We start from the raw sequence: 22,168 nt of genomic DNA, 5'->3' as shown, positions 1-22,168 counted from the left end.
TGGCACGGGCGATGACGTCGACCGCCCTCAGCCGTCCGGTCGACCGTTCGTCGCTCTTGCCAGTGTAGTAACAAGCTGCGGCAAAAGCTATTTCTGATTGCTACGGCAAGCGCGCCTGCCTGGCATAAAAGACGTATTTGCGGATCAAGCCCTCAAGCAGCCCTGCTTCGCAATTCGGCGATTCCTTCGATGCTGCCAATCCGGATCACCACCGGGTGCGCAAGCAGCTCCGGCTGCATCGGGCGCCAGGCAAACAGCCACTCCTTTTCCGCTGCCTGCTGCTTGCCTTTGGAAAAGGCACCGCCCAGGGGACTCGGCACTCCATAAGAAACGGCTGCATCAATCCCGGCCCAGCTGGGCAATGCGCGCTGCGCCGCGCGATGGATGCGCTCGCCGAATTCTTCAGCCTGGTGAATGACTAGACAGCAATCAGCACCGGCAAAGGTATCGAACAAGCTGTCATCCCAAGCGTTGGCCAGGCTCAGCGTCAGATAGTTGGTCGACGGCGCGGAACGACGCGAACCGAACGGCAGGATCTGATCCTGATGAGAAGTGGCGGCCTGCACCTCCCCTGCCGGACACAGCCGAAACTCGCCCAACTGCAGCGAACGCTCCAGCCATTGGCGCTGCGAATAGCGATACAGTTTAAAGGGGCGCGAATAGGCTGCGGCGGCCAGCATACGGGAATTGGAATTCATGATTCAGCAGTGCCAAGAGGATATTCCCATTTAAACAGATTCGCCCTGCGCCGACAAACTGGATTCATGCCAGCGTCGTTCGCGCCACACAATAATTTTCATGAAAAAAGCGGCCCGCAAGCCGCTTTTTGCATGCATGCCAAAGAGCTCTTACTTCCCGGGTTGATTACCCAAACTCGAGCCGGAAGAACCAGCGCCGCTGCCGGTGCTGGACGAACCGGAGCTACCAGAGCTGTCGGATGCCGCCGGTGCGGAAGAAGACTTCGCCTTATGTGACTTTTTGGCTTTCTTATGCTTCTTTGCTGTCTTCTTTTTCGGGGCCTGATCGGTGGCGGTCGTATCGGTGCTGCCAGCCGCGCCGGAAGCTGCAGGCTGGTCGGTGCCGCTGGCGCCGGAGGTATCGCCGCGCGAGCGGCTGCCGCTGGTCATGCCTGGGCTGGTGGTGGTGCTGGACGAACCGGATGCGCCGCTGCCCATCGCACCGGAGCTGCCGGACGTGTCGCTGCTGGATGAAGGCGAGCTGCTCGGCGTGGATGAGGACGAACCGGATGCGCCACTGCCCATGGTGCCGGAGCTGCCGGAAGCACCGCTGCTGGATGAAGGCGAGCTGCTCGGCGTGGATGAGGACGAACCGGATGCGCCGCTGCCCATGGTGCCGGAGCTGCCGGACGTGTCGCTGCTGGACGAGGGCGAGCTGCTCGGCGTGGATGAGGACGAACCGGATGCGCCGCTGCCCATGGTGCCGGAGCTGCCGGAAGTGCCGGTGCTGCCCGACGTGCCGGCGTCGTTCTTGTTGGAACTGCTGGACATACCGCTACCGGTGGAGGAACTCGTGCCGGAAGAGGTTTGCGCCAGCACAACCGAAGACACCGATGCGACCAGGACGAATGACAGCGATCGAATAGTTTTTGACCTCATGAATGGCTCCTTAAGTTAATTAAACAACATCATCGATGCAGCAGCTTGGATGCAGCGCCTGCATGCACGTTCAGCCAAGATGACGGTCCCCAGGGGAGGATCCGATTGAAGCTTTGACAAGCGCCTGAAAAGAAAAGATTTTTTGACAATGTAAAAATGTGTAACCGGCTGCGGCAGTTTTTACAGCAGGCAGCAATAACGCAATGACAAGCCGAAATTCCGCCATTTCTCCGGTTGCCATGCCGCGCCGCACCATGTCGTTTAGAAACTTTTTCCTATTGACAATTACCTCCATCTATTGCACGGTCGTATCTGTATAAGAAAAACCATGCCCCCTCCGGAGAGACTAAATGATGATTTCCCGCTTATTTCGCACCATGGTGCTGGCCGCTGCCGCGGCATTCAGCCTGCAGGCATCTGCGCAAGGCGTGACCAACGATGAAATCCTGCTGGGCCAGACCACGTCATTGACCGGTCCATTGGCCGAACTGGGCATGGAAGCGAGCGCCGGTGCCAAGGCGTACTTCGACTACGTGAATGCGCAAGGCGGCATCCATGGCCGCAAAATTAAGCTGATTGCCCTGGACGACGGCTACAACCCGCAAAAGGCGGTAATGAACGTCAAGCAGCTGGTCGAAAAAGACCAGGTACTGGCTCTGTTCGGCGTGCTCGGCACGCCGGCCAATGTGGCGATCATGCCGCTCATCCAGCAAGTCGGCATTCCCAACTTTGGTCTGGCATCCGGTTCGAACTTGGTGCGCCAGCCGTTCAACCGGCTGGTGTTCCACACCCTCCCCAGCTATTCCGACGAGCTGGCCAAGATCGTCGAGCACCTGACGGTGCGCGGCATCACGAAGATCGGCGTGGTGTACCAGGACAACCCGTTCGGCAAGGAAGGCTTGATCGCACTGGAACAGATCACGGCGGCCCACAACTTGAAGCTGGCGGGCACGGCCAGCATCGACAATACCGGCTCGGACGCTGCCAAGGCGGTCGACTCGCTGATCAAGGTGGCGCCGCAAGCGATCGTGATGATCACCGCTGGCAAGGCCTCGTTTGACTTCATCAAGACGTACAACGAGCGCGCCGTGGGCATGCAGTTCTTTGCGCTGTCGGTGATGGCGTCGCAGTCGGCGATCAAGGCGCTGGGCAAGGATGGCGTGGGCGTGGTGGTGTCGCAGACATCGCCGTTCCCGTTCTCGGCCACCAGCCGCATCGTGCAGGAATACCAGCAAGTGATGAAAAAGATGGGGGTCAAGAACTGGTCGTTCGCATCGATGGGCGGCTTCATCACGGCCAAGGTGATGGTCGACGGCTTGCGCCACGCCGGACGCAACCTGACGCGCGAACGCCTGGTCGAGTCGCTCGAAACCATGGGCAAGTTGGATTACGATGGCTTCACCATCAACTACACGAAGAACAGCCACCTCGGCCACCGTTATGTCGAGCTGACGGTGATCTCGAAGGACGGGCGCTTCCTGCGCTAAGCGAAGCATTTCTCCCGATGCCATGCGCTGCGGTCGCAGTGCATGGCATTTTCATTTCTAGCTATCCATCTGCGGCTCGGCGATGGTGCGCAGCTGGAAGCGGCCATCGTTGTTGAACAGCCAGGTTTCGGACATTTCCAGGCGGCCGTGGCGCAGCAGGTGTGCTGCCGGTTGCGGGAACGGCGCGCTGTTGCGCAAGCTCGCCAGCGCGGTCGCTTCGGTTTCGCGGTCGCGGTTGGAGCGCATGATGTCGCTCTTGACCAGATTGCCGTGCGCATCGACCACATACCGCAGCACCACCACCGAGCGCAGCAGCGCTTGCGGCCGGCCGCTGTAGACCTTGACGGCATTGTTATGGGTAATGCGCTGCGCGATGTCGCGCTTGTAGCTATCCAGGGTGAGCGCACCGGAAGTGCCGCGCTGCGCCCCCTTGTCGGCCGCCTTGCCGCTGCCGGCGTCGCCGCCGGGCGTGGTACATGCCGCCAGAGCCACTGTGGCCAGACAAAACAGGATCCTGCTTTTCATGGGACGATCTCCTCCGCAACGAGATAACCGATCCAGCCTCTTGCGGGCGGTACAGTTATTTCTAAGAAACTTCTTCAGTATCAACTTAATCCAGACTGAAAACTAGCGAAAAGCACTCTTACGCACGGTTACAACTAGCACGGGCGCCTTGCATGTTGAGGCGCATTTCCTATGCTGCAGGGGTGGCCCTGCCTGCATTTTCGCCAGGCGCATCTTGCCCTGTCATCAACCGCTTATCCGCATGAGCCGACTCGGTTTCCCGTCGTTTCAATTGAATGCGCGCCAGTTCGTGGCGGCGACGCCGCAGCAGGCATGGCAGGTGCTCACCGATTACGAGCACTTGACCGAGTTCGTGCCGGACCTGGTGCATTCGAAGGTGCTGACGCGCGGACCGCATGACGCCATGGTCGAGCAAGTCAGCCAGGCCGGCTTTCTCTTCATGTCACATTCGGTGCAGATGGTGGTGCACATCGACGAGCAGCCGTTTTCCGCCATCGACGTCGCGCTGGTGTCGGGCGACATGCGGCATTACCGTGCGCACTGGGCGCTGGCGGAAACGTCCCAGGCCGGCGCCAACGGCACGCTGATCACCTATGCCGGCGAGCTGGCACCGAAGTTCTTCCTGCCGCCCCTAGTCGGGCAGCCGCTGGTGCAAGCGCAGGTAAAAAAGATGGTGGCGGCGGTGATGGCGGAAATCGAGGAACGGGTGCGCCACTAGGGCCTAGGGCCGGTCATCAGTCGAAGCGCTGCTGCCGCTTGAACTGCCCGGTGGCCGCCACCAGTGCAGCGGCGATGCCGGGCTCGTAGCCGGAATGCCCGGCGTCGTCGACCATGTGGAGCCGCGCTTCGGGCCACGCTTCATGCAGGCGCAGCGCCGACAGCGGCGGGCACACGACGTCGTAGCGGCCCTGCACGATTACGGCGGGCACATGACGGATGCGGCCGATGTTGCGGATCAGCTGATCGTCGGCCAGAAAGCCGTCATGCAGGAAGTAATGCGCTTCCAGCCGCCCCACCCCCAGGGCCACCGCATCGGAACTGAAATCGTCGATGGCGGCCGGGTCCGGCCGCAGGAACAGGCAGCTGCCCTCATAGCGGCTCCAGCTGCGCGCGGCTGGCGCATAGACGGCCGGGTCCTCGGAAAACAGTCGCCTGGCGTACGCCTGCAACAGGTCGGCGCGTTCGTCCGGCGGAATCGGCGCGACGAATTGCGCATGGACCTCCGGGAAAAACCAGCGGATACCGTTCAAGAACCAGTCGATTTCCGCGCGCGTGCACAGAAAAATACCGCGCAACACGAAGCCCAGGCAGCATTGCGGATGCCCCTGCCCGTAGGCCAGCGCCAGGGTCGATCCCCAGGAGCCGCCGAACACCAGCCATTGATCGATGCCGAGCATGGCGCGCAGGCGCTCGATGTCGGCAATCAGCAATTGCGTGGTGTTGTTGTGGTATTCGCCCAGCGGCGTCGACCGGCCGGCGCCGCGCTGGTCGAACAGCACGATGCGGTAATGCGCCGGATCGAAAAAGCGGCGCTGGCGCGGCGACAGCCCGCCGCCCGGCCCGCCGTGCAAAAACAGCACCGGCACGCCGTCGGGGTTGCCGCATTCTTCCCAGTACAGCGTATGGAGGTCGTCGACCGCCAGCATGCCGCTGCGGTAGGGCTCGATCGGCGGGAACAAGGCGGTTTCGGTGGCGGATTCAATCATGGCTTGCCTGCATTCGGGTGGAGTTGGAAGGGGGCGGTTTCATTGTACTAGCCAAAACGCGGAAACTGCTGTACACTTCGGCCCCTTCAGACGTGGTGATAAACGTCGCGTGTCCGGCAGCGGACATGAGCAGTTTTCAGGAGTGGTAGTTCAGTTGGTTAGAATACCGGCCTGTCACGCCGGGGGTCGCGGGTTCGAGTCCCGTCCACTCCGCCAACATGAAAAAGACGAGCTTTCGGGCTCGTCTTTTTTTTCGTCCGTCACTTCCCTCCCCCATAGATGGAAGAGGGAATCGGTCACGCCGCCTTCTTCTGCTGCTCTTCCCCGCCCAATGCCTGCACCAGGTCGGCCATCAGCTTGGCCAGTTCGCCGGTCATGAGCGCAAAATCGGTGTCGAAGCGTTCATCGTCGTTCTGCATCGAGGAATCGGTATTTTCCTTCAACACGTCGAGCGGCGCGACGCGCTTGACCGCCAGCGACTCGGTCAGCACGAACGACACGCGGTCGCTCCAGGTCATCGCCAGCCGCGTGCACTGCTTGCCGGCGGCGATATGCCTGCGCACGTCGTCGGCTTCAATCGTGTGGCGCACGTAGCGCACGGTTGCCTTGCCTTCGCCCGTGGCGCGCAATTCGGTATCCTGGTCGACGGTGAAGCCGCCCGGCGCCTCGTCGGCGGCCAGCCAGTCGGTCATGGCCGACAGCGGCGAGCGCTCGGTGCGCAGCGCGGCGAACGGCAAGGTGTCGAGCGACTTGAGCAAGAGCTTGAACACTTCGTCGGCGCGTGCGCTGGACGCCGCGTCGATCACCAGCCAGCCGTTGACCGGGTCGATCCACACGCGGGTGCTGCGCTGGATCGAAAAGGCGCGCGGCAGCAGCTCATCGGTGATTTGCTCCTTCAATTCCTTCATCTGCTTGCGGCCCGGCTTGAAGCCTTGCTGTTCTTCCAGCTCGGCCGCGCGCGCCTTGGTGACCTGGTTGACCACGGTCGAGGGCAACAGCTTCTTTTCGGTGCACAGCTGCAGCAGCAGCTGGCGGTTAACGGTGTGCACCAGCATCCCATTGTCGCGCGGCGAGGTCCAGCCCTGAGTTTGCATTTCCAGGCTCGAACCCGGCACGTAGGCTTGCGGTGCGAGGCTGGCTTCCAGTTGTTCGGCAGACAATGTCCAGGGGGCGGTGAGGCGGTAAATCTGAAGGTTCTTGAACCACATGGCGGGCGCGCAAAAAGCACCCATTCTACAGGCTGTCCGCATGCTTACAAGCGCGCGGAATATGTTGCAGGAACATCTATTCGACCACGTACGACAAGATCGCCGTGTAGTTGGCCGCATCCGGCTTTTTGCCGACCACCATCAGCGTGCCGTTGGCGGCGGGCGTGAAATCGAGCCTGAAGACGCTCCCCTCTTTGTGCATCTCGGTCCACTGGTCGTTCAGCAGCACCGACATCTTTTCGAAGGCACCGGTCTGGATGCAAAAGTTCTGCGGCTGGTTCAGGCCGAGGTGATAGGCCAGCGGCGCCTGCTGCACCTGCACCATCCGGTACGGCATGTCGAAGGTGCGCACGAAGCTGCCCTTGAAGCCGGCGTTCTGCAGCGTTTGCCACACCTGTTCGCCCGCAATGCCGGTATGGAAAAAGGCCGGTTCCAGCGTCGGCAGCGCCTCGAACTGCGGCTTGGTCAGGTGCGGCGTGGCTTGTAGCTGCCAGTGCTCGTCCTCCGGGAAATGCGAAAACATCAGCTGCTCGGGCGCGGCCAGAAAGAACACTTCGGACACCGTTTTCACGTACTGGCCGTCACGCACGTAGCCGGCGCCCCAGGTCGAATCGATCAGGCGCCACTGGCCGTCGATGCTGACCGCATTCCAGGCATGGTTCGGCTTGTCGAGCACCTGGCCCGGAAAATAGCCGTAAGCCTTGGCATACCCCTTGATGCTGATGACGTCCAGCCCGGCCTCCCTGCCGAGCGCCTCGAACAGCGTCGCATAGCCGTCGCAGACGGCGCCGCGTTGCGCCAGCACCTGCTGCGCGTCGACTTTTTCCAGCTTTTCGTGGAAGTAGGCGTTCACGTCGTACGTAATGCGGTCGGCGATCCAGCGGAAGATGGCGCGCGCCTTTTCGGCGTCGTTTTGGGCCGGCTGCACCAGGTATTGCGCCAGCTGCTGCGGCGAGGCTTCCGCTTCGGCGGGCGCGGCCAGTGCGTGGGCGTCGATGTGGGCCAGCCGTTCGGCGTCGATCACCTGGGCTGCGGCGGCGACACTCAGCAGCAAGGCCCCGATGGCCAAGCCGGTTTGCAAGCAACGAACGATCCGCATGACTCCCCCTCGACCGGTGTTTTTGCCCGGCTCTTGTCAAAAATTGAAATATGGAAAGTTCAATATACAAAGCGGCTTCCCGCCTTGCAATAGGAATCGGCTGACGTGTGACGGATCAGATATCAGGCGTCAGTTCGGCAAACAAGCCAAGCTGCAGCGCATCCTCGTCCTCCTCCAGGCGCACGCCCACGCCCAACAGGCGCACCGGTCGCCGGCCGCGCTGCCATGCGGTTTCCAGCAAGGCGTGGCATTGCGTCAGGTCGATGTGGGCGCTGACGCACTCGGCGGTGGTGCGACGGAAATTGTCGAAGCGGATCTTGATGAACAGCTTATGGATATGGCGCTCGGCGTCGACGCGCCGCACGCGCTTGACGAGCATCTCGATCAACGCCGGCAGTTCGTGGCGACAGGCGTCGAGGTCGGGCAGATCGGTGACGTAGGTTTCTTCCACGCTGACCGACTTGCGCTCGCTGCTGGGGTCGACCGGCCTGCGGTCGATGCCGCGGCACAGGCCGTACAGGCTGGCGCCGAACTTGCCGAAATGGTGCTGCAACTGGAGCATCGACCAGGCGCGCAGGTCGGCGCAGGTGTAGGCGCCCAGCTTGTTGAGCTTGGCGGCGGTGACGCGGCCGACGCCGAACAGCTTGTCGACCGGCAGTTCGGCCACGAAGGCGTCGACGTCCTGCGGCCGGACCACGAACTGGCCGTTGGGCTTGTTCCAGTCGCTGGCGATCTTGGCCAGGAACTTGTTGGGCGCAATGCCGGCCGAGGCGGTGATCCCCACAGTGTCGGCGATGCGCGCGCGGATGTCCTGCGCAATCAGCGTGGCGCTGCCCTTGAAGTGCGGCGAGTCGGTCACGTCCAGGTAAGCTTCGTCGAGCGACAGCGGCTCGACCAGATCGGTGTAGTCGCGGTAGATCGCCAGGATCTGGCGCGACGCGGCACGGTACTTGTCCATTGCCGGGGGCAGCACGATCAGGCCGGGGCAGCGGGCCAGCGCCTGCGCCATGGCCATGGCGGAGCGCACGCCGAAGCGCCGTGCCTCGTAGTTGCAGGTGGCCACTACGCCGCGCTGCTCGGGCCGCCCGCCGACGGCCAGCGGCTTGCCGCGCAGGGAGGGATCGTCGCGCATCTCCACGGCCGCGTAAAAGCAATCGCAGTCGCAGTGGATGATCTTTCGCAGGGGTGGCGTCACGGAAAAGCGTGCAGGCATGAACGACGGGGCCGTTCATTGTAGCCGCTCTGCGCGCCGGCATAAAAAAACGCCATCGCTGATGCGATGGCGCTGACCATTTTGGAGAGGCTGCCGGGCGTTACTTGCCCGAGCTTTCCATTTCCCGTCCATCCATGCGCTGGGTGGCGGCCGAGGTGGCGCCGGACGCCTTCAGCTCGGATCGCGATTCCTTTTTCGCGGCCTTGTAATCTTCCTTGGCTGCTTTTTTGGCTGCCTTGTAGTCTTCCTTGGCGGCCTTGGTCTTCTGCTTGTACTCGTCCTTGGCCTGCTTGTTTTCTTCGCGCCGCTGCACGAAGGGATCGGTGCTGCCGGAAGTGGTTGAACCAGCGGTCGAACCGGCCGTTGCGCCGGAACTGGTCGTGCCGGCTGCCGGCGCTGCGGCGCCGGACGAGTCGGTCGATTGGGCGGACGCGAGATTGGCGAGGGCGGCAATAGTGCAGCCGAGCAAGAATTTGTGCAGTTTCGTCATATGTTCTCCTGTAAAAAAGGGAAAATCCGGCGCAATACGCCGGCGCATAACAAAATGACAAGGCTGATAAGTGCATGGTTCCGGCATCGCCGCCGGAAAGTGCAAACGAAACCGACAAACAAGTAACAATTCATTTCGCTCATCCCTCGGCCCTGCTGCCAGCCGCGCCGCCGCGCTGTTACACCCCTTTACATACTTACCGCATGGCTATCGTAACGGCCATCATGCCGCGACCCGGTATCGCGGCAACACTTCGCTGCCGGCAAGGGGCATGCATATTGCATGGATATGCCACCTGCCTGATACAGGCAGACGTTGTTCAATCCCACAGGAGTACATCATGGCAACCAGCACTTTGGACCCGGACCACAGCCCCGAACGCGACCGCCAGCTCGGCAAGGGCCATGGCACGAGTGCGCTCGGCCCCAGCGACATTTCCGACAGCGGCAGCGACGTGCAAGGCGGTCTGCGCTGGTCGGACGAAGCCGACATCGGCCTGGACAAGGGCACGTATGAAGACCCCGACAGCGGACGCCGGGACATGACCGCCGGACCGGACATCGGCGACGCCGAGCTCGACAGCGACAGCGATTCGAGCGGCACCGGCGAACGGGCCACCGCCGGGCGCGACTCCGATATCGAGATGGGCAGCGACATCGATACCGACCATATCGAGACTATCGGACCGGACGAGGAACCCGACGTGGAACGCTCGGAACATCCGCAAGGCACGCCACGCCAGCCGGCCGGGCGGCCGCAGCAGCGGCGTTGAGGCAGGCGGCCGGACCCCGAAGAAAGGACTGCCCTTGGAACAAGCCGAGCCACTCGACTGCGTCGTCGTCGGCGCCGGCGCCGCCGGCCTGACCTGCGCCATTTACCTGGCGCGCTTTCGGCGCCGCATCGCCGTGATCGACTCCGGCGCCAGCCGCCTGCTGTCGATTCCGACGTCGCACAACTATCCGGGCTTTGCCGGCGGCATTCACGGCGACGACATCCTGCAGCGGCTGCGCGCGCAGGCCACGCACTACGGCATCGGCGTCACCGCCGGCGTGGCCGAACACATCGAGCGGTGCGACGATGGCTGCTTTGCGGTGACAGTCGACCGGGCGCAATGGCGCACGCGTACCGTCATCCTGGCCACCGGCGTGCTTGACGTCGAGCCCACCCTGCCCGACGTCAAGCGCGCGGTGGCGCAGGGCTGCGTGCGCTACTGCCCGATCTGCGACGGCTACGAAGCGATCGACAAGAAAATCGCGGTGCTCGGACGCGACAAGAGCGGGCTGGCAGAATCGCTGTTCCTGAATCACTTCACGGCCGACGTCAGCCTGTTTGCCTTGCACGGCGAGCTGCGCATGACGGACGAGGACCGCGCGCGGCTGGCGCGCTCGTCGGTGCGAGCGGTGCCACATACGGTGGCGCGGCTGACGTTCGACGAGCGCGGTGCGATGACGGTATGGCTCGACAACGGCCAGTTCGAACATTTCGACGTGGTGTATGTGGCGCTGGGCACCCTGGTCAATTCGGGCCTGGCGCAAATGCTTGGCGCGAGCTGCACCGACAACGGCGAGCTGCTGGTCGACAGCCACCAGCAGACCTCGGTGGACGGGCTGTATGCCGCCGGCGACATCGTCGCCGGGCTGAACCAGATTACGGTGGCCATGGGACAGGCGGCGATCGCCGCCACGGCGGTGCACAACCGCCTGCGCGGCTAGCGCGTTTGGCTCGGCCGCCGGGCGCGCCTACAGCGCTGAGAACACGAAGTCGGTGACCAGCACTTCCTGCACCTTATCCGTATGCAGCCGCGCATTGCTCGCGTCGCGCAGCGCTTCCTGCCAGGCCTTCAGGCCGTTGGGCGCGAGCAGCCGCTTGGGATCGGCGTCGCTCAGGCGCTCGCGAGCCAGTTCCTCGAGCACGCGCCTGGCTGGTTGCGCGAGGTCGCTGTCGGCCGCGCTGGTCTTGATCGCCAGGGTCGCAGCCACGCTGTAGTCCTGGTTGCTGACGGCGACTTCCAGCGGGGGCGAGTACGCGACTTGGCTGTGCAGGCGCTCCATGTGCTGCCGGTACCACCAGGCGCCGGCATAGCCGACGACCAGCACGAGCGAGACAATGAGAAGGGAATAGACAATCAGGTTGTTGTCGCGTGCAACTCTACTGGACATGGACAGACTGCGGAATAACGATACGGCGGTATTGCAAAGCTGCGGCGTGAAGATGCGACGCTGAATTAGTGCGCCTTTTCTTGCTGCACCAAAATCCACGGCTTGACCACGACCGTCCACAACGCCATGTCGGCGTCGAGCCAGGCGCTGGCTTGTTCGTCGCTGACCTTGCCAAGGCGCCCCTCGTCCATCCAGCGCGCCACGGCATCCTTGTCGTCATTGGCGATGCACACCGCCACTTCCACCAGGTCCAGTTCGGGGCTGACCGCGATCACGGCTCCCGTTGCAAAGAAGCGCTGCAGCTCCTTCCACTGAAAGCGCGCGGTTTCGCCGTTAATTTTGGTACGCAGCAAGTCTTTATCGGTGTCGCTCATGGCATCAATAGTGCGGTGGTCGTTCGTGCGCGGAGCTGCCCTCGTTGGCCGCCGCACGCAAATCCTTCACGTGCCGCGCCAGCGCCGTGCACAGCGCTTCGAGCTCGTCGATCTTCTTTTGCTGCCGGTAGACTGTCTTGTTCAGGGTCTCGACCAGGTCATCCTGGCGGGCCAGCTTGATTTCGAGTTCGATCAGGCGCTCTTCGGTGGTCACGTTCGCTCCTCCTCGTTGGATGGAGATGGCAAGGCACGAGAGCATGGACCAGGCGCAAGGCAATGTCAACCGGCCGGCGCGCCGCGCGCAGCGTGCAGAAACGGCAACGGGGCTCAAGCATGAGCCCCGCCGCGTCAACCGTTCACCGGCCTGTCGCCAGGCGCGATCAGAACGTGTGGCGCACGCCGACGCTGAACTGCTTGGAAGTCGACGGCGTGACGTTCTCGCGGTCGATATGGTTGAACAAGGTGTACAGCGTCGTGCGCTTGGACAGCCCGTAGGTGTAACCCAGCGCCCACTGCTTGACATCCTTGTTGGCGGCCAGGCGGTCGTCGCGCTTCATGTAGGAAGCCAGCACGGTGCCGGGGCCAACCGGCGCGGATGCACCCAGCATCCAGTCGCGGTTGTCGACGTTGTCGGCGCCGGTAGCCGGATTGCCCTTGTCCCATGCGTAGGCTGCGTGCAGGGTCGCCGGGCCGAAGTTGTAGGTGCCGCCCAACAGCGTGGTCTTGGCCGAGCCGTTGTCTGCGGGCAGCGCAGGTGCCGCCGGGTTCGTCAGCAAATTCTGGTTGTGGTAAGCCAGCACTGCGGTGAGCGGGCCGTTGGCATAGGTGCCGGACAAGCCGAGCTGCCGGCCGAGGGACGTGCTCCCAGCCTGCTCGCCAAAGCTGTAGGCGATCTGGCCGGTGAAGCCGCCGAAGTTGGCGCTGGTGTAGTTGAGGGTGTTGTCGGCGCGTTCGCCGTACAGGCTCAGCACGTTGCCGGCCCAGCTGCCCATGCCGAGGCGGAACGGGTCGATGCCTTCGACGGCGACGCGGATCGGGTTGTACTGGCGGCCGAGCTTGACGGCGCCGAAGCCGCCCTGCACGCCGACGAACGCCTGGCGGCCGAACAGGCGCCCCTGGGCTTGCTGGCCGTCGTCAATGGTGAAGCCGTTTTCCAGCGTGAAGATGGCAGACAAGCCGCCGCCGAGGTCTTCGCTGCCCTTGAAGCCGAGGCGGCTGCCCGACAGCTGGCCACTGTCGACGGCCCAGGTCTTGGAATTGTTCGGTTGGCCGTTATCCTTGTAGCTGAGGGCGGCATCTGCCACGCCATAGACGTTGATGTTGGTCTGGGCGGAAGCGGCGCCGGCGAAGGCGGCCAGCACGGCGAGGGAAACGAGCGATTTTTTCATTGTTTGAAGTTCCATGTGAGTTAAACCAGGAAGGAGCAGGTGCCGGCCGATTTTTCGCGGGGCCGGTCGCCACTCACGCACACTCAGCAACGAGTGTCTTTGCGTATTTACTTTCCATGAAGGAAAACAAATCGAAGGCGACTTTACCTAGCCAACATGACAATTTGATGACCTTGGGAAATGCTCACTGATGTGTTGTAATGACACGACAGCAGCGGCCGAGGCCATGAGAAAAAGCCCGTGCGCCTTGCAGCGACGGGCAAAAAGCCACCCTTGGGATATTTGTGACTGCCGGCATATTGCCTTTAGCAAATGACATCACGATGACGGACCATCGCATAGGGGTGCGATGAACGAAGTGCCCCTGTCATCGTCAACACCATGTGCATCGGATGCGAGGTTCATCGATGAGATCCACCAAAGCCAGCGCCGCCGTCACCCGGCTCAATGCGCGCGACACCGAGTACCGTTATTCGCTGGGGATGACCGCCAGCGGATTCTTTTACCTGCTGCGCGCGGCGCGCGGCGGCGCGCCCGAAAAGATCAGCGCCGACCTGACGCTGGAGGAATTCGTGGAATTTGCGAACAAGACCGGACCGCAGAAGAAGGCCAAGGTCAGCAAGCTCGATGTCGCGTTCGAAAAGCAGCTCGGCAGTGCGAAAGGCGCGAAATAGCGCCGCAATGGCGCGAACACTGACGTGGCTATTGCAAAACTATTGCGTGCGCGACGCGCTGCGTTCGATGACGCGCGCAAACTGTTCGAACACCGCAGGATCGAACTTGCGGTTGACTTCGGTCTGCATGACCGCGAGGACTTCGTCGTGCGTGCGCTTGCGGTGATAGACGCGCGACGATGCCATCGCGTCGTAGCTGTCGGCCACCGACAGGATGCGCGACATCAGCGGAATGTCGTGTTGCGCCAGCCCGTCCGGGTAGCCGCTGCCGTCGAACTGTTCATGGTGATGCCGCACCACGGTGCCGATCATGCCTGCGTCCGGCAGCATCGTGGCGCGCAGGATGCGCTCGCCGCGCGCCGGGTGGGTTTTCATGATTTCCCATTCGTCGGGCGTGAAGCCGCCGGGCTTGCGCAACACGTAGTCCGGAATGCCGATCTTGCCGATGTCGTGGAAGGACGCGCTCACCGCCAGCATCGCCAGTTCGTTCCCGGGCAGGTCGCACGCGGCGCCCAGTTCCATCGATAGTGCAATGACGCGGTCGCAATGCAGGCTGGTGTACGGGTCACGCTCGTGCAGCGCGACCGCCAGCGCTTCGGTGTAGCGGCGCGATGCGCTGAAATCGGACAGGTCTTGCATTGCTCCCTTTCGCATGGCGTCTCGTTGGCGTGTTTTGCCAGGCGCCGGCGCGGCACCATCGGACGTTCTTGATTAAGGGAATTCTACCCGGATCAGCGCATCGGGGGCAGGCGCCGCGCTCAAGAGCCGGCCGCTGTCATCGGCGGCACCGCCTCGGTGTGCGCGACCGCGCCTTCTTGCGCTTGCTGCGCCACAGGCGCGTCGTCCAGGGAACGTAGTTCGGTCGTTCCGGCATCCGCGATCGCCCCCGTCACGGCCGGCGGCGCATCGGGATCCTCGCCGGCCAGGGCCAGCTTCACCTTCTCGGCCAGGCCCTTCTTCTGCGCCATTTCGCTGATCAGCTTGAGCCTTTCCTCGTCAAACACGAAGGCGTTCTGCGACAGCGAACTGGAGGCAAGCTTGTAGTGCAGCGTGAAGGCAGCCATGGGGTCCGCGCCGAGCGCTTCCATGCGGTCGAACGCCCATTTGTCGGCCATGTAGAAGCCGGTGCCGGCGACCCAGGAAATTCCGGACAGGCTGTCCTTGAAGATGGCGGCGGCCTTGACCGAGTTGAGCGCGACTTCCTGCGCCTGTTGGCGCAGCAGCTTTTGCGCGGCGTTGATCGCGCTTTGGCGCGCATTGTCCGCCATCTGCTGCGCCAGCGCCTTGGCCGCGGCCTGCGCTGCGGCCTGGGCGGCGGCATTGCCGGCAGCGCTCGCCGCGCTGGTGGCGGCGGCATTGGCAGCCGCATTGGCCGCCTGGGCGGCAGCCCCCACGCCGCTGACGAAGCTGGCGACGCTCGCAATGGTCATGCCGGTCTTCACGACCTTCAGGCCGTAGTGATAGACCTTCATGCGCGCGCCGGCTTCCTCCGACAGGCCCTGCGTCCACAGCACGCTCCACAAGGCTTCGTCGGGCGTGAGCCTGGGCGAGAAAGCCGAAAGCGGATGGGTCGACTGCAGCCAGTGATAATCCTGCGCGGGCCCTCCTTCTGGAGGAGCGATTTGAAAATGGCCGCGGCACACCTCGACCGGCGCGACCTTGACGACGCGCCCGTCCGACAGCTTCAGCTCGAACGGGCTCCCGCTGTCGCGCCGCTCGATCAGCTCGATGAGCATCTTTTGGGTGTTTTCCCGCTGGTACCCGTGCACTTGCTCGATCTTGTCGCCCGGGGCCAGGCCGCACTCGGGGGCGGCAGCGATCACCGACAGGCGCTCATCGACCGCCAGGCCGCGCATCCAGGCGATCTTCTTTTCGCGCGGCAGGTCGTACGAGCTGGCGACCACGAACGGCAACTCCCATTGCTTGTCGCAATCCTTGTCGTTGAGCTGGGCTGTCTTGACGATGGCGGGCCGAGTGGCCTGATGGCCCTGGCCGTAGATGCGGATGGCGGCGAGCAGCTTTTCATCGACCGGGCTGCCGTCGTCCACCGTGTACTTCGGCCCGGCGCAACCGGACATGAAAACGATGGCGGCAGCGACGCTGGCGGCACGCAACGGGGCAAGGCGAACACGAGAGCCGGGCATGGGAAGCTTTCTTGTTGTGATTGTTGGCGAGGATGCATCCTGATTTGAAACAGGATGTAACAGGAAGTATATTTCCGGTTTGCATCATTGCCAATCATCAAGCATCCACAGGCAGTGGAATAGCCTGCCGCCCCTGCCCCGTCTCGTTACGCCACCTTCGGCTTGGACAGCAGCGCCTTCAGGTTCGCCAGCCGGTCCTTTGGCGTCATCACTTCCTCTTCCTGTGGCAACGCGTCGCCCTCGTCGAGCTTCATTTCCTTGATGAAGCGCGACATGTCGCAGTTGATGCTCTCGCGCGCCCGCTTTCGCCGCTTGCACCAGGTGATGTGCAGGCTCCTCTGCGCGCGCGTGATGCCGACGTACATCAGGCGCCGCTCTTCCTCGATGCGCGCGGCCAGCGTTTCGACGGGCGCGTCGGGGTCGCCCTTGTGCGGCAGGATGCCCTCTTCCACGCCGACCAGGAACACGTGCGGATATTCGAGGCCCTTGGACGCATGCAGGGTCGACATGCGCACCGCATCGGGCTCCTCGTCGCGGCCTTCGAGCATGGTCATCAAGGCCACCATCTGCGTGAGCTCCAGCAAGCTCTTTTCCTCGGCGGTGCCATCCTTGCCGCCGGTGCCCTTTTCTTTCAGCCAGTTCGTGAAGTCGAGCACGTTCTGCCATTTGCTCTGCGCCTGGCGGTCGTCGAAGGTGTCGTACAGGTAGTACTCGTAATTAATCTCCTTCATCATCTCGTCGAGCAGCTCGGCGGCGTTTTCGCCACGCTTGGAAGCGCGCGCCTCCAGCCCGTTGATGAAGTTGCAGAATTCGCGCAAGGGATTGAGCTGGCGGTCAGCCAGTTTCGCTTCGAGACCGCCCTTGAACACCGCTTCGAACAGCGAGCACTGCCACTGGCCGGCAAACGCGCCCAGTGCTTCCAGCGTCGACTGGCCGACGCCGCGCTTCGGTGTGGTCACCGCGCGGATGAAGGCGGGATCGTCGTCGCTGTTGGCGACTAAGCGCAGGTAGGACACGATGTCCTTGATCTCGGCGCGGTCGAAGAAGCTCTGGCCGCCCGAGATCGTGTACGGGATGCGTTCCTTGCGCAGCGCCTGCTCGATCACGCGCGCCTGGTGGTTACCGCGATAGAGAATTGCGTAATCGGAAAACTTGGTGCGGCGCTCGAACTTGTGCGCAGAAATCATGATCGCGACTTGCTCCGCCTCCTGCTCGTCGTCCTGCATCGCCATCACCTTGATCGGCTCGCCCAGGCCGTGCTCGGACCACAGCTGCTTGTCGAACAGCTTCGGATTGTTGCCGATCACGGCGTTGGCCGCCTGCAGGATGCGCGTGGTCGAGCGGTAGTTCTGCTCCAGCTTGATCACCTTCAGGTCGGGGAAATCGACCTGCAATTGCTTGAGGTTTTCGATGGTCGCGCCGCGCCAGGCATAGATCGCCTGGTCGTCGTCGCCCACGGCGGTAAACATCGGCTTCTTGCCGACACCGGTGACCATCAGCTTGACCAGTTCATACTGGCAGGTGTTGGTGTCCTGGTATTCGTCGACCAGCAGGTAACGCAGTTTGCGCTGCCAGCGGTCGCGCACTTCTTCATTGTTGCGGAACAGTTCGACCGGCAACCGGATCAGGTCGTCGAAGTCGACCGCCTGGTAGGACGACAGCGTGGCGACGTAATTGCGGTAGATGCGCGCGGCTTCCGCCTGCTCTTCGATGACGGCTTGCTTGATTGCAGTGTCGGGATCGATCAGCGCATTCTTCCACAGCGACATCTCGTTCTGGATGCGGCGGATTAGCTGCTTGTCGGTGGTCATCGCGAGATCCTGCACCAGCGAAAAACAGTCGTCGCTGTCCATGATCGAAAAGCGGTCCTTCAGGCCGAGCTCCTTCGCTTCGCGCCGCAGAATCTGCATGCCGAGCGAGTGGAAGGTACAAACAGTCAGGTGCTTGGCTTCCTTCGGATTTTTCAGGAGCTTGGCGATGCGCTCCTGCATCTCGTGCGCGGCCTTGTTGGTGAAGGTGACCGCCGCGATATTGCGCGCTTCGTAGCCGCAGTTTTCGATCAGGTGCGCGATCTTGGTGGTGATCACGCGCGTCTTGCCGGAACCGGCGCCTGCCAGCACCAGGCACGGTCCCTCCATGTACAGGACGGCTTCACCCTGCGGACGATTCATTCCATGTGTGGCGTGGTGCGGAGCGTGGGACATATGGAAACCGGAAAAGCAAAGCGAGCCATTGTAGCAGTGCAATGCGGCACGGACGGGAGAGTTGCGAGTTCGCTACGACAATAAATCGCTTGCCATCGGGCGCGCCGTGCAACGCGGCGCAGGGGCGCTTGTCATTGCGTTATTATTGGTCGATCGTATAATAATTCCATGGCCCGCCCCTCCCAAAACATCGACCAGCGCCTGCTGCAGGCCGGCTTCGAGCTGCTGCCGGTAACCGGCTGCCGCGGCCTGTCGGCGCGCAAGCTGGCCGAGCATGCCGGCGTCAACCTCGGCATGTTCCACTACCACTTCCGCAGCAAGGACAACTTCATCCGCACGCTGCTGGCGCACATGTACGAACAGATGTTTTCCGAACTTACCATCAAGGCGCATTCCGCCGATTCGCCGCTGCAGAACCTGCGCGGCGCCTTGCAGGTGCTTGCCCGCTTCGGCCGCACGCGCCAGCAACTGCTGCTGCGCATCTTCGCCGACGCGCTGGCCGGGGAGCGCGTCGCCGCCGAATTCCTGCAGGCGAACGTGCCGCGCCATCTCGGCATCATGGCCAGCCTGATCGGCGAGGCGCAGCGCAGCGGCCATCTCGTGCCGCTGCCGCTGCCGCAAGCGATCGCCTTTCTCGCCGGTGCGGTGATGGCGCCCCAGCTGCTGGGTGTGGCGGCGCTGGACACCGGCATGCTGCCGCTGCGCGCGGGCAGCGCCATGCGGCGCGACGTGCTATCGAAAAAGGCCATGGAGCAGCGCATCGAATTGGCGCTGCGCGGCTTGTCCAACCCCGACCGGAGTGCGGCATGAAAACGATACCTGCGATATGGCTGGCCGGACTGCTGGTCGCGCTGCTGGCCGGCTGCGCGGACAAGGCGGCCGATGGCTTTCCCGGCTACGCGGAGGCAGACTACGTGCGGCTGGCATCGCCGATTGCGGGCACGCTGGCAAAGCTGTACGTGCAGCGCGGCGACCGTGCGTCGCAGAATGCGCCGGCCTATGTGCTGGAACAGGAAAGCGAGCGCGCCGCACGCGCGCAAGCGGCGTTTCAAGTGCAGCGCGCGCAGGCGCAATTGGCGAACCTGAAGAAGGGCAAGCGCCCCGACGAGATCGCCGCGATCCGCGCGCAGCTGGCGCAGGCCCAGGCGGCGCGCCAGCTCTCGTCGAGCAGTCTGGCGCGCGTGCGTAAATTAGTGTCCGACAAGTTCCTGTCGCCGGCGGCACTCGACGAAGCGCGCGCCGCAGCCGAGCGCGACCAAGGCCGTCTCAACGAGCTGCAGGCGCAGCTGCGCGTGGCGCAGCTCGGCGCTCGGCCCGACGAGATCGAGGCGGCGCAGCAAGAACTGAAAACGGCCGAGGCCCAGCTCGCGCAGGCCGAATGGCGGCTGGAGCAAAAGACGCAGCGCATCCCGGTGGCGGGCGAAGTGGCCGACGTCCTGTATCGCGAAGGCGAATTCGTGCCGGCCGCCAGCCCGGTGGTGAGCCTCTTGCCGCCGCAAAACATCAAGCTGCGCTTTTTCGTGCCGGAGCCGGTGCTGCCCACGCTCCAGCTCGGGCACGAGGTGACGGTGCGATGCGACGGCTGCAAGGCGGCGATCCCGGCCACCGTCAGCTATCTGTCGAGCGCGCCGGAATACACGTCGCCGCTCATCTACAGCAAGGAAAACCGCGCATCGCTGGTGTTCATGGTCGAGGCGCGCCCGAAGCCGGAATACGCGCCGATGCTGCATCCGGGCCAGCCGGTGGAAATCCGGCTGGCCGGCGCCAGCGGGAGCAAATGATGAACGGCGCGCCGGCCATCATCGACGTGCACGGCCTGACCAAGCGTTACGGCGGGCGCACCGTGGTCGACCACGTCGACATGCAGGTGGCGCGCGGCCGCATCTACGGCTTTCTCGGCCCCAACGGCAGCGGCAAGACCACCACCATCCGCATGCTGTGCGGCCTGCTCACTCCCGACGACGGGCGCGGCACCTGCCTTGGCTTCGACATCCGCACCGAGGCGCGCAGAATCAAGCCCGAGGTCGGCTACATGACGCAGCGCTTCGGGCTGTACGACGACCTCTCGATCGAGGAAAACCTCGACTTCGTCGCGCGCGTGTACGGCGTGCCGCAGCGCCGGCGCAAGGTGGACGAAACGCTGCAGCAGCTCGGGCTGGCCGCGCGCCGCACCCAGCTGGCCGGGGCGCTGTCCGGCGGCTGGAAGCAGCGCCTGGCGCTGGCGGCGTGCCTCTTGCACGAGCCGCAGCTGCTGCTGCTGGACGAGCCGACCGCCGGCGTCGATCCGAAGGCGCGGCGCGAATTCTGGGACCACCTGCATGCGCTGGCGGCAAACGGCCTGACGGTGCTGGTATCGACGCACTACATGGACGAGGCGGAGCGCTGCCACCAGCTTGCCTATATCGCGTACGGCAAGCTGCTGGCGCACGGCACCGCAGACGAACTTATTGCGCAGGCGGGGCTGGCCACGGTCGAAATCAGCGGGCCGCACCTGGCGCAGGTAGCGCAGGCACTGCGCGCCGATCCGGCGATCAATGCCGCGTCGTTCGGCGCCACGCTGCACGCCAGCGGCGCCTCGCAACAGGCGCTCGACGCCGCGCTCGCTCCGTATCGCGGCAGCGGCCTGCAGATTACGCCGGTGGCCACCAGCCTGGAAGACGTGTTCATCGCGCTGATGCAGCAGTCCGAGGACAATTATTCATGATGAACTGGTCGCGCTTTCTCGCCATCCTGATCAAGGAATTCCGCCAGATCCGGCGCGACCGATTGACGTTCGCGATGATGGTCGCCGTGCCCATCCTGCAGCTGGTGCTGTTCGGCTATGCGATCAATACCGATCCCAAGCACCTGCCGCTGGCGGTGGTGTCGGCGGACCACAGCGAGTTTTCGCGCAGCCTGGTAGCGAGCCTGGAAAATTCTTCCTATTTCCGCGTCACCGCGCGCCCGGCGAGCGAGGCGGAAGGCAACCGCCTGCTCGATGAAGGGCGCGTGCAATTCCTGCTGGTGATCCCGCCCGATTTCTCGCGCAAGATCCTGCGCGGGGAAAATCCGGCAGTGCTGCTGGCGGCCGACGCCACCGATCCGTCCGCGTCCGGCAATGCGCTGGCGACGATCAATGCGATCAGCCGCCAGGTGCTCGCGCACAATCCGGTCGGGCGGGTGCCGCCGTCGGACACACCGTTCGACATCCGCGCACAGCGCCGCTACAACCCGGAAGGCGTGTCGCGCTACAACATCGTGCCCGGCCTGATCGGGGTAATCCTGACCATGACGATGGTGATGATGACGGCGCTGGCGATGACGCGCGAGCGCGAGCGCGGCACCATGGAAAACCTGCTGGTCACGCCGGTGCGTCCGCTGGAAGTCATGGTCGGCAAGATCGCGCCCTACATCCTGATCGGCTATGTGCAGACCGCAGTGATTTTGCTGGCGGCCTGGATCCTGTTCGACGTACCGATGATCGGCAGCCTGGCGCTGCTGTCGGCCGCGCTGGTGGTCTACATGGCGGCCAATCTCGCGATCGGCTTCACCTTTTCCACCATCGCGAAAAATCAGCTGCAGGCCATGCAGCTGACCTTCTTTTTCTTTCTGCCGTCGATGCTGCTGTCGGGCTTCATGTTCCCGTTTCGCGGCATGCCGGCCTGGGCCCAGGCCGTCGGCGAAATCCTGCCGCTGACGCACTTCCTGCGCATCGTGCGCGGCATCATGCTGAAAGGGAACGGCGCGGCGGAAATCGCGCCGCAAGTCTGGCCGATCGCCTTGTTCATGCTGGCGGCCGGGCTGGTCGCGCTGAAGCGGTACCGGCAGACGCTGGATTGAGGCTTGCGCCATCTCCGCCATTCCGGCCGGGATGCCGGAGATGGCGGCAGCCGGGCAAGGAC

Annotated in this window: 25 protein-coding genes and 1 tRNA gene; 11 read left to right on the top strand and 15 right to left on the bottom strand. The window is 63.5% G+C overall.

All coding sequences use genetic code 11. From position 1 onward, the window contains the following. Positions 1-152: 152 nt before the first annotated feature. Positions 153-698, bottom strand: coding sequence for a hypothetical protein (locus tag TSA66_RS06775; RefSeq protein ID WP_232429421.1), 546 nt, complete (start codon positions 696-698; stop codon positions 153-155). Positions 699-1,026: 328 nt separating this feature from the next. Here TSA66_RS06775 and TSA66_RS06770 point away from each other — a divergent pair, with 328 nt between their 5' ends. Beyond that, complete coding sequence (locus TSA66_RS06770) at positions 1,027-1,635, top strand: hypothetical protein (protein ID WP_157691626.1); 609 nt, start codon at positions 1,027-1,029, stop codon at positions 1,633-1,635. A gap of 51 nt (positions 1,636-1,686) precedes the next feature. On the opposite strand, the gene TSA66_RS26790 is transcribed toward TSA66_RS06770, so the two are convergent. Beyond that, entirely contained in the window at positions 1,687-1,911 is a 225-nt protein-coding gene (locus TSA66_RS26790) for a hypothetical protein (protein ID WP_157691625.1), read from the bottom strand. Between the two features lie 55 nt (positions 1,912-1,966). Here TSA66_RS26790 and TSA66_RS06765 point away from each other — a divergent pair, with 55 nt between their 5' ends. Next, complete coding sequence (locus TSA66_RS06765; protein ID WP_052452154.1) at positions 1,967-3,103, top strand: ABC transporter substrate-binding protein; 1,137 nt, start codon at positions 1,967-1,969, stop codon at positions 3,101-3,103. A gap of 57 nt (positions 3,104-3,160) precedes the next feature. Here the strand turns inward: TSA66_RS06765 and TSA66_RS06760 are convergent, their stop codons facing one another. Then, a complete protein-coding gene (locus tag TSA66_RS06760; protein ID WP_040039490.1) occupies positions 3,161-3,628 on the bottom strand; it encodes an energy transducer TonB in 468 nt (155 codons plus the stop codon). Between the two features lie 241 nt (positions 3,629-3,869). Here TSA66_RS06760 and TSA66_RS06755 point away from each other — a divergent pair, with 241 nt between their 5' ends. Beyond that, positions 3,870-4,346 (top strand): SRPBCC family protein, encoded by a 477-nt coding sequence (locus TSA66_RS06755; RefSeq protein ID WP_040039489.1) that lies wholly within the window; start codon positions 3,870-3,872, stop codon positions 4,344-4,346. Positions 4,347-4,362: 16 nt separating this feature from the next. Here the strand turns inward: TSA66_RS06755 and pip are convergent, their stop codons facing one another. Then, complete coding sequence (gene pip, locus TSA66_RS06750; RefSeq protein WP_040039488.1) at positions 4,363-5,334, bottom strand: prolyl aminopeptidase; 972 nt, start codon at positions 5,332-5,334, stop codon at positions 4,363-4,365. 139 nt (positions 5,335-5,473) lie between these two features. Between pip and TSA66_RS06745 the strand changes: the two genes are divergently transcribed. Next, positions 5,474-5,550: transfer RNA gene (locus TSA66_RS06745), tRNA-Asp, on the top strand. 80 nt (positions 5,551-5,630) lie between these two features. Here the strand turns inward: TSA66_RS06745 and TSA66_RS06740 are convergent. From TSA66_RS06740 to TSA66_RS26535, 4 genes are all read right to left on the bottom strand, one after another. Further along, the gene (locus TSA66_RS06740) at positions 5,631-6,542 is read right to left on the bottom strand and encodes a recombination-associated protein RdgC (protein ID WP_040039487.1); all 912 of its coding nucleotides are present in this window, start codon (positions 6,540-6,542) and stop codon (positions 5,631-5,633) included. A 76-nt stretch (positions 6,543-6,618) separates the two neighbouring features. Then, positions 6,619-7,641, bottom strand: coding sequence for a transglutaminase domain-containing protein (locus TSA66_RS25420; RefSeq protein WP_052452153.1), 1,023 nt, complete (start codon positions 7,639-7,641; stop codon positions 6,619-6,621). Between the two features lie 115 nt (positions 7,642-7,756). Beyond that, positions 7,757-8,854 (bottom strand): DNA polymerase IV, encoded by a 1,098-nt coding sequence (gene dinB / locus TSA66_RS06730; RefSeq protein ID WP_040039486.1) that lies wholly within the window; start codon positions 8,852-8,854, stop codon positions 7,757-7,759. Between the two features lie 100 nt (positions 8,855-8,954). Continuing rightward, complete coding sequence (locus TSA66_RS26535) at positions 8,955-9,344, bottom strand: hypothetical protein (RefSeq protein ID WP_198358729.1); 390 nt, start codon at positions 9,342-9,344, stop codon at positions 8,955-8,957. Positions 9,345-9,684: 340 nt separating this feature from the next. On the opposite strand from TSA66_RS26535, the gene TSA66_RS06720 reads away from it, so the two are divergent. Next, complete coding sequence (locus tag TSA66_RS06720) at positions 9,685-10,116, top strand: hypothetical protein (RefSeq protein ID WP_040039485.1); 432 nt, start codon at positions 9,685-9,687, stop codon at positions 10,114-10,116. 34 nt (positions 10,117-10,150) lie between these two features. Continuing rightward, complete coding sequence (locus TSA66_RS06715) at positions 10,151-11,056, top strand: NAD(P)/FAD-dependent oxidoreductase (protein ID WP_040039484.1); 906 nt, start codon at positions 10,151-10,153, stop codon at positions 11,054-11,056. A 27-nt stretch (positions 11,057-11,083) separates the two neighbouring features. On the opposite strand, the gene TSA66_RS06710 is transcribed toward TSA66_RS06715, so the two are convergent. The 4 genes from TSA66_RS06710 to TSA66_RS06695 all read right to left on the bottom strand — a co-directional run bounded on the left by TSA66_RS06710 (position 11,084) and on the right by TSA66_RS06695 (position 13,265). After that, positions 11,084-11,503, bottom strand: a complete 420-nt coding sequence (locus TSA66_RS06710) for a hypothetical protein (RefSeq protein WP_040039483.1) — start codon at positions 11,501-11,503, stop codon at positions 11,084-11,086. Positions 11,504-11,568: 65 nt separating this feature from the next. Further along, positions 11,569-11,877: a DUF2288 domain-containing protein gene (locus TSA66_RS06705; protein ID WP_040039482.1), complete on the bottom strand. Its 309-nt coding sequence runs from the start codon at positions 11,875-11,877 to the stop codon at positions 11,569-11,571. A gap of 4 nt (positions 11,878-11,881) precedes the next feature. Further along, positions 11,882-12,091: a SlyX family protein gene (locus TSA66_RS06700; protein ID WP_040039481.1), complete on the bottom strand. Its 210-nt coding sequence runs from the start codon at positions 12,089-12,091 to the stop codon at positions 11,882-11,884. Between the two features lie 166 nt (positions 12,092-12,257). Beyond that, positions 12,258-13,265 carry a porin gene (locus TSA66_RS06695; RefSeq protein ID WP_040039480.1) on the bottom strand — a complete coding sequence of 336 codons (1,008 nt, stop codon included), beginning with the start codon at positions 13,263-13,265 and terminating at the stop codon, positions 12,258-12,260. Positions 13,266-13,672: 407 nt separating this feature from the next. Here TSA66_RS06695 and TSA66_RS06690 point away from each other — a divergent pair, with 407 nt between their 5' ends. Further along, positions 13,673-13,939, top strand: coding sequence for a hypothetical protein (locus TSA66_RS06690; protein WP_040039479.1), 267 nt, complete (start codon positions 13,673-13,675; stop codon positions 13,937-13,939). 39 nt (positions 13,940-13,978) lie between these two features. On the opposite strand, the gene TSA66_RS06685 is transcribed toward TSA66_RS06690, so the two are convergent. From TSA66_RS06685 to TSA66_RS06675, 3 genes are all read right to left on the bottom strand, one after another. Further along, complete coding sequence (locus tag TSA66_RS06685) at positions 13,979-14,578, bottom strand: HD-GYP domain-containing protein (RefSeq protein WP_040039478.1); 600 nt, start codon at positions 14,576-14,578, stop codon at positions 13,979-13,981. 119 nt (positions 14,579-14,697) lie between these two features. Continuing rightward, the gene (locus tag TSA66_RS06680) at positions 14,698-16,083 is read right to left on the bottom strand and encodes a hypothetical protein (protein ID WP_040039477.1); all 1,386 of its coding nucleotides are present in this window, start codon (positions 16,081-16,083) and stop codon (positions 14,698-14,700) included. 146 nt (positions 16,084-16,229) lie between these two features. Continuing rightward, the gene (locus TSA66_RS06675; RefSeq protein WP_040039476.1) at positions 16,230-18,287 is read right to left on the bottom strand and encodes a UvrD-helicase domain-containing protein; all 2,058 of its coding nucleotides are present in this window, start codon (positions 18,285-18,287) and stop codon (positions 16,230-16,232) included. A 168-nt stretch (positions 18,288-18,455) separates the two neighbouring features. Between TSA66_RS06675 and TSA66_RS06670 the strand changes: the two genes are divergently transcribed. The 4 genes from TSA66_RS06670 to TSA66_RS06655 are packed head-to-tail and all read left to right on the top strand — an operon-like array spanning position 18,456 to position 22,106. After that, a complete protein-coding gene (locus tag TSA66_RS06670) occupies positions 18,456-19,097 on the top strand; it encodes a TetR/AcrR family transcriptional regulator (protein ID WP_040039475.1) in 642 nt (213 codons plus the stop codon). Next, entirely contained in the window at positions 19,094-20,068 is a 975-nt protein-coding gene (locus tag TSA66_RS06665) for an HlyD family secretion protein (protein ID WP_040039474.1), read from the top strand. The genes TSA66_RS06670 and TSA66_RS06665 overlap by 4 nt, the downstream gene beginning before the upstream one ends. Next, complete coding sequence (locus tag TSA66_RS06660; RefSeq protein WP_040039473.1) at positions 20,068-20,991, top strand: ABC transporter ATP-binding protein; 924 nt, start codon at positions 20,068-20,070, stop codon at positions 20,989-20,991. The genes TSA66_RS06665 and TSA66_RS06660 overlap by 1 nt, the downstream gene beginning before the upstream one ends. Then, on the top strand, positions 20,991-22,106 hold the full coding sequence (locus TSA66_RS06655; protein ID WP_040039472.1) for an ABC transporter permease: 1,116 nt from the start codon (positions 20,991-20,993) through the stop codon (positions 22,104-22,106). The genes TSA66_RS06660 and TSA66_RS06655 overlap by 1 nt, the downstream gene beginning before the upstream one ends. Positions 22,107-22,168 lie beyond the last annotated feature (62 nt).

It is taken from the genome of Noviherbaspirillum autotrophicum (genome assembly GCF_000818395.1).
Lineage (GTDB): Bacteria > Pseudomonadota > Gammaproteobacteria > Burkholderiales > Burkholderiaceae_D > Noviherbaspirillum > Noviherbaspirillum autotrophicum.
This window is presented reverse-complemented; position numbering and strand designations above follow the sequence as displayed.

Coding starts and splice junctions, on each gene's coding strand:
- TSA66_RS06775 (WP_232429421.1), bottom strand. CDS start 698: ATGAATTCCAATTCCCGTATGCTGGCCGCCGCAGCCTATTCGCGCCCC.
- TSA66_RS26790 (WP_157691625.1), bottom strand. CDS start 1,911: ATGGAGGTAATTGTCAATAGGAAAAAGTTTCTAAACGACATGGTGCGG.
- TSA66_RS06765 (WP_052452154.1), top strand. CDS start 1,967: ATGATGATTTCCCGCTTATTTCGCACCATGGTGCTGGCCGCTGCCGCG.
- TSA66_RS06760 (WP_040039490.1), bottom strand. CDS start 3,628: ATGAAAAGCAGGATCCTGTTTTGTCTGGCCACAGTGGCTCTGGCGGCA.
- TSA66_RS06755 (WP_040039489.1), top strand. CDS start 3,870: ATGAGCCGACTCGGTTTCCCGTCGTTTCAATTGAATGCGCGCCAGTTC.
- pip (WP_040039488.1), bottom strand. CDS start 5,334: ATGATTGAATCCGCCACCGAAACCGCCTTGTTCCCGCCGATCGAGCCC.
- TSA66_RS06740 (WP_040039487.1), bottom strand. CDS start 6,542: ATGTGGTTCAAGAACCTTCAGATTTACCGCCTCACCGCCCCCTGGACA.
- TSA66_RS25420 (WP_052452153.1), bottom strand. CDS start 7,641: ATGCGGATCGTTCGTTGCTTGCAAACCGGCTTGGCCATCGGGGCCTTG.
- dinB (WP_040039486.1), bottom strand. CDS start 8,854: ATGCCTGCACGCTTTTCCGTGACGCCACCCCTGCGAAAGATCATCCAC.
- TSA66_RS26535 (WP_198358729.1), bottom strand. CDS start 9,344: ATGACGAAACTGCACAAATTCTTGCTCGGCTGCACTATTGCCGCCCTC.
- TSA66_RS06720 (WP_040039485.1), top strand. CDS start 9,685: ATGGCAACCAGCACTTTGGACCCGGACCACAGCCCCGAACGCGACCGC.
- TSA66_RS06710 (WP_040039483.1), bottom strand. CDS start 11,503: ATGTCCAGTAGAGTTGCACGCGACAACAACCTGATTGTCTATTCCCTT.
- TSA66_RS06705 (WP_040039482.1), bottom strand. CDS start 11,877: ATGAGCGACACCGATAAAGACTTGCTGCGTACCAAAATTAACGGCGAA.
- TSA66_RS06695 (WP_040039480.1), bottom strand. CDS start 13,265: ATGAAAAAATCGCTCGTTTCCCTCGCCGTGCTGGCCGCCTTCGCCGGC.
- TSA66_RS06690 (WP_040039479.1), top strand. CDS start 13,673: ATGAGATCCACCAAAGCCAGCGCCGCCGTCACCCGGCTCAATGCGCGC.
- TSA66_RS06685 (WP_040039478.1), bottom strand. CDS start 14,578: ATGCAAGACCTGTCCGATTTCAGCGCATCGCGCCGCTACACCGAAGCG.
- TSA66_RS06680 (WP_040039477.1), bottom strand. CDS start 16,083: ATGCCCGGCTCTCGTGTTCGCCTTGCCCCGTTGCGTGCCGCCAGCGTC.
- TSA66_RS06675 (WP_040039476.1), bottom strand. CDS start 18,287: ATGTCCCACGCTCCGCACCACGCCACACATGGAATGAATCGTCCGCAG.
- TSA66_RS06670 (WP_040039475.1), top strand. CDS start 18,456: ATGGCCCGCCCCTCCCAAAACATCGACCAGCGCCTGCTGCAGGCCGGC.
- TSA66_RS06665 (WP_040039474.1), top strand. CDS start 19,094: ATGAAAACGATACCTGCGATATGGCTGGCCGGACTGCTGGTCGCGCTG.
- TSA66_RS06660 (WP_040039473.1), top strand. CDS start 20,068: ATGAACGGCGCGCCGGCCATCATCGACGTGCACGGCCTGACCAAGCGT.
- TSA66_RS06655 (WP_040039472.1), top strand. CDS start 20,991: ATGAACTGGTCGCGCTTTCTCGCCATCCTGATCAAGGAATTCCGCCAG.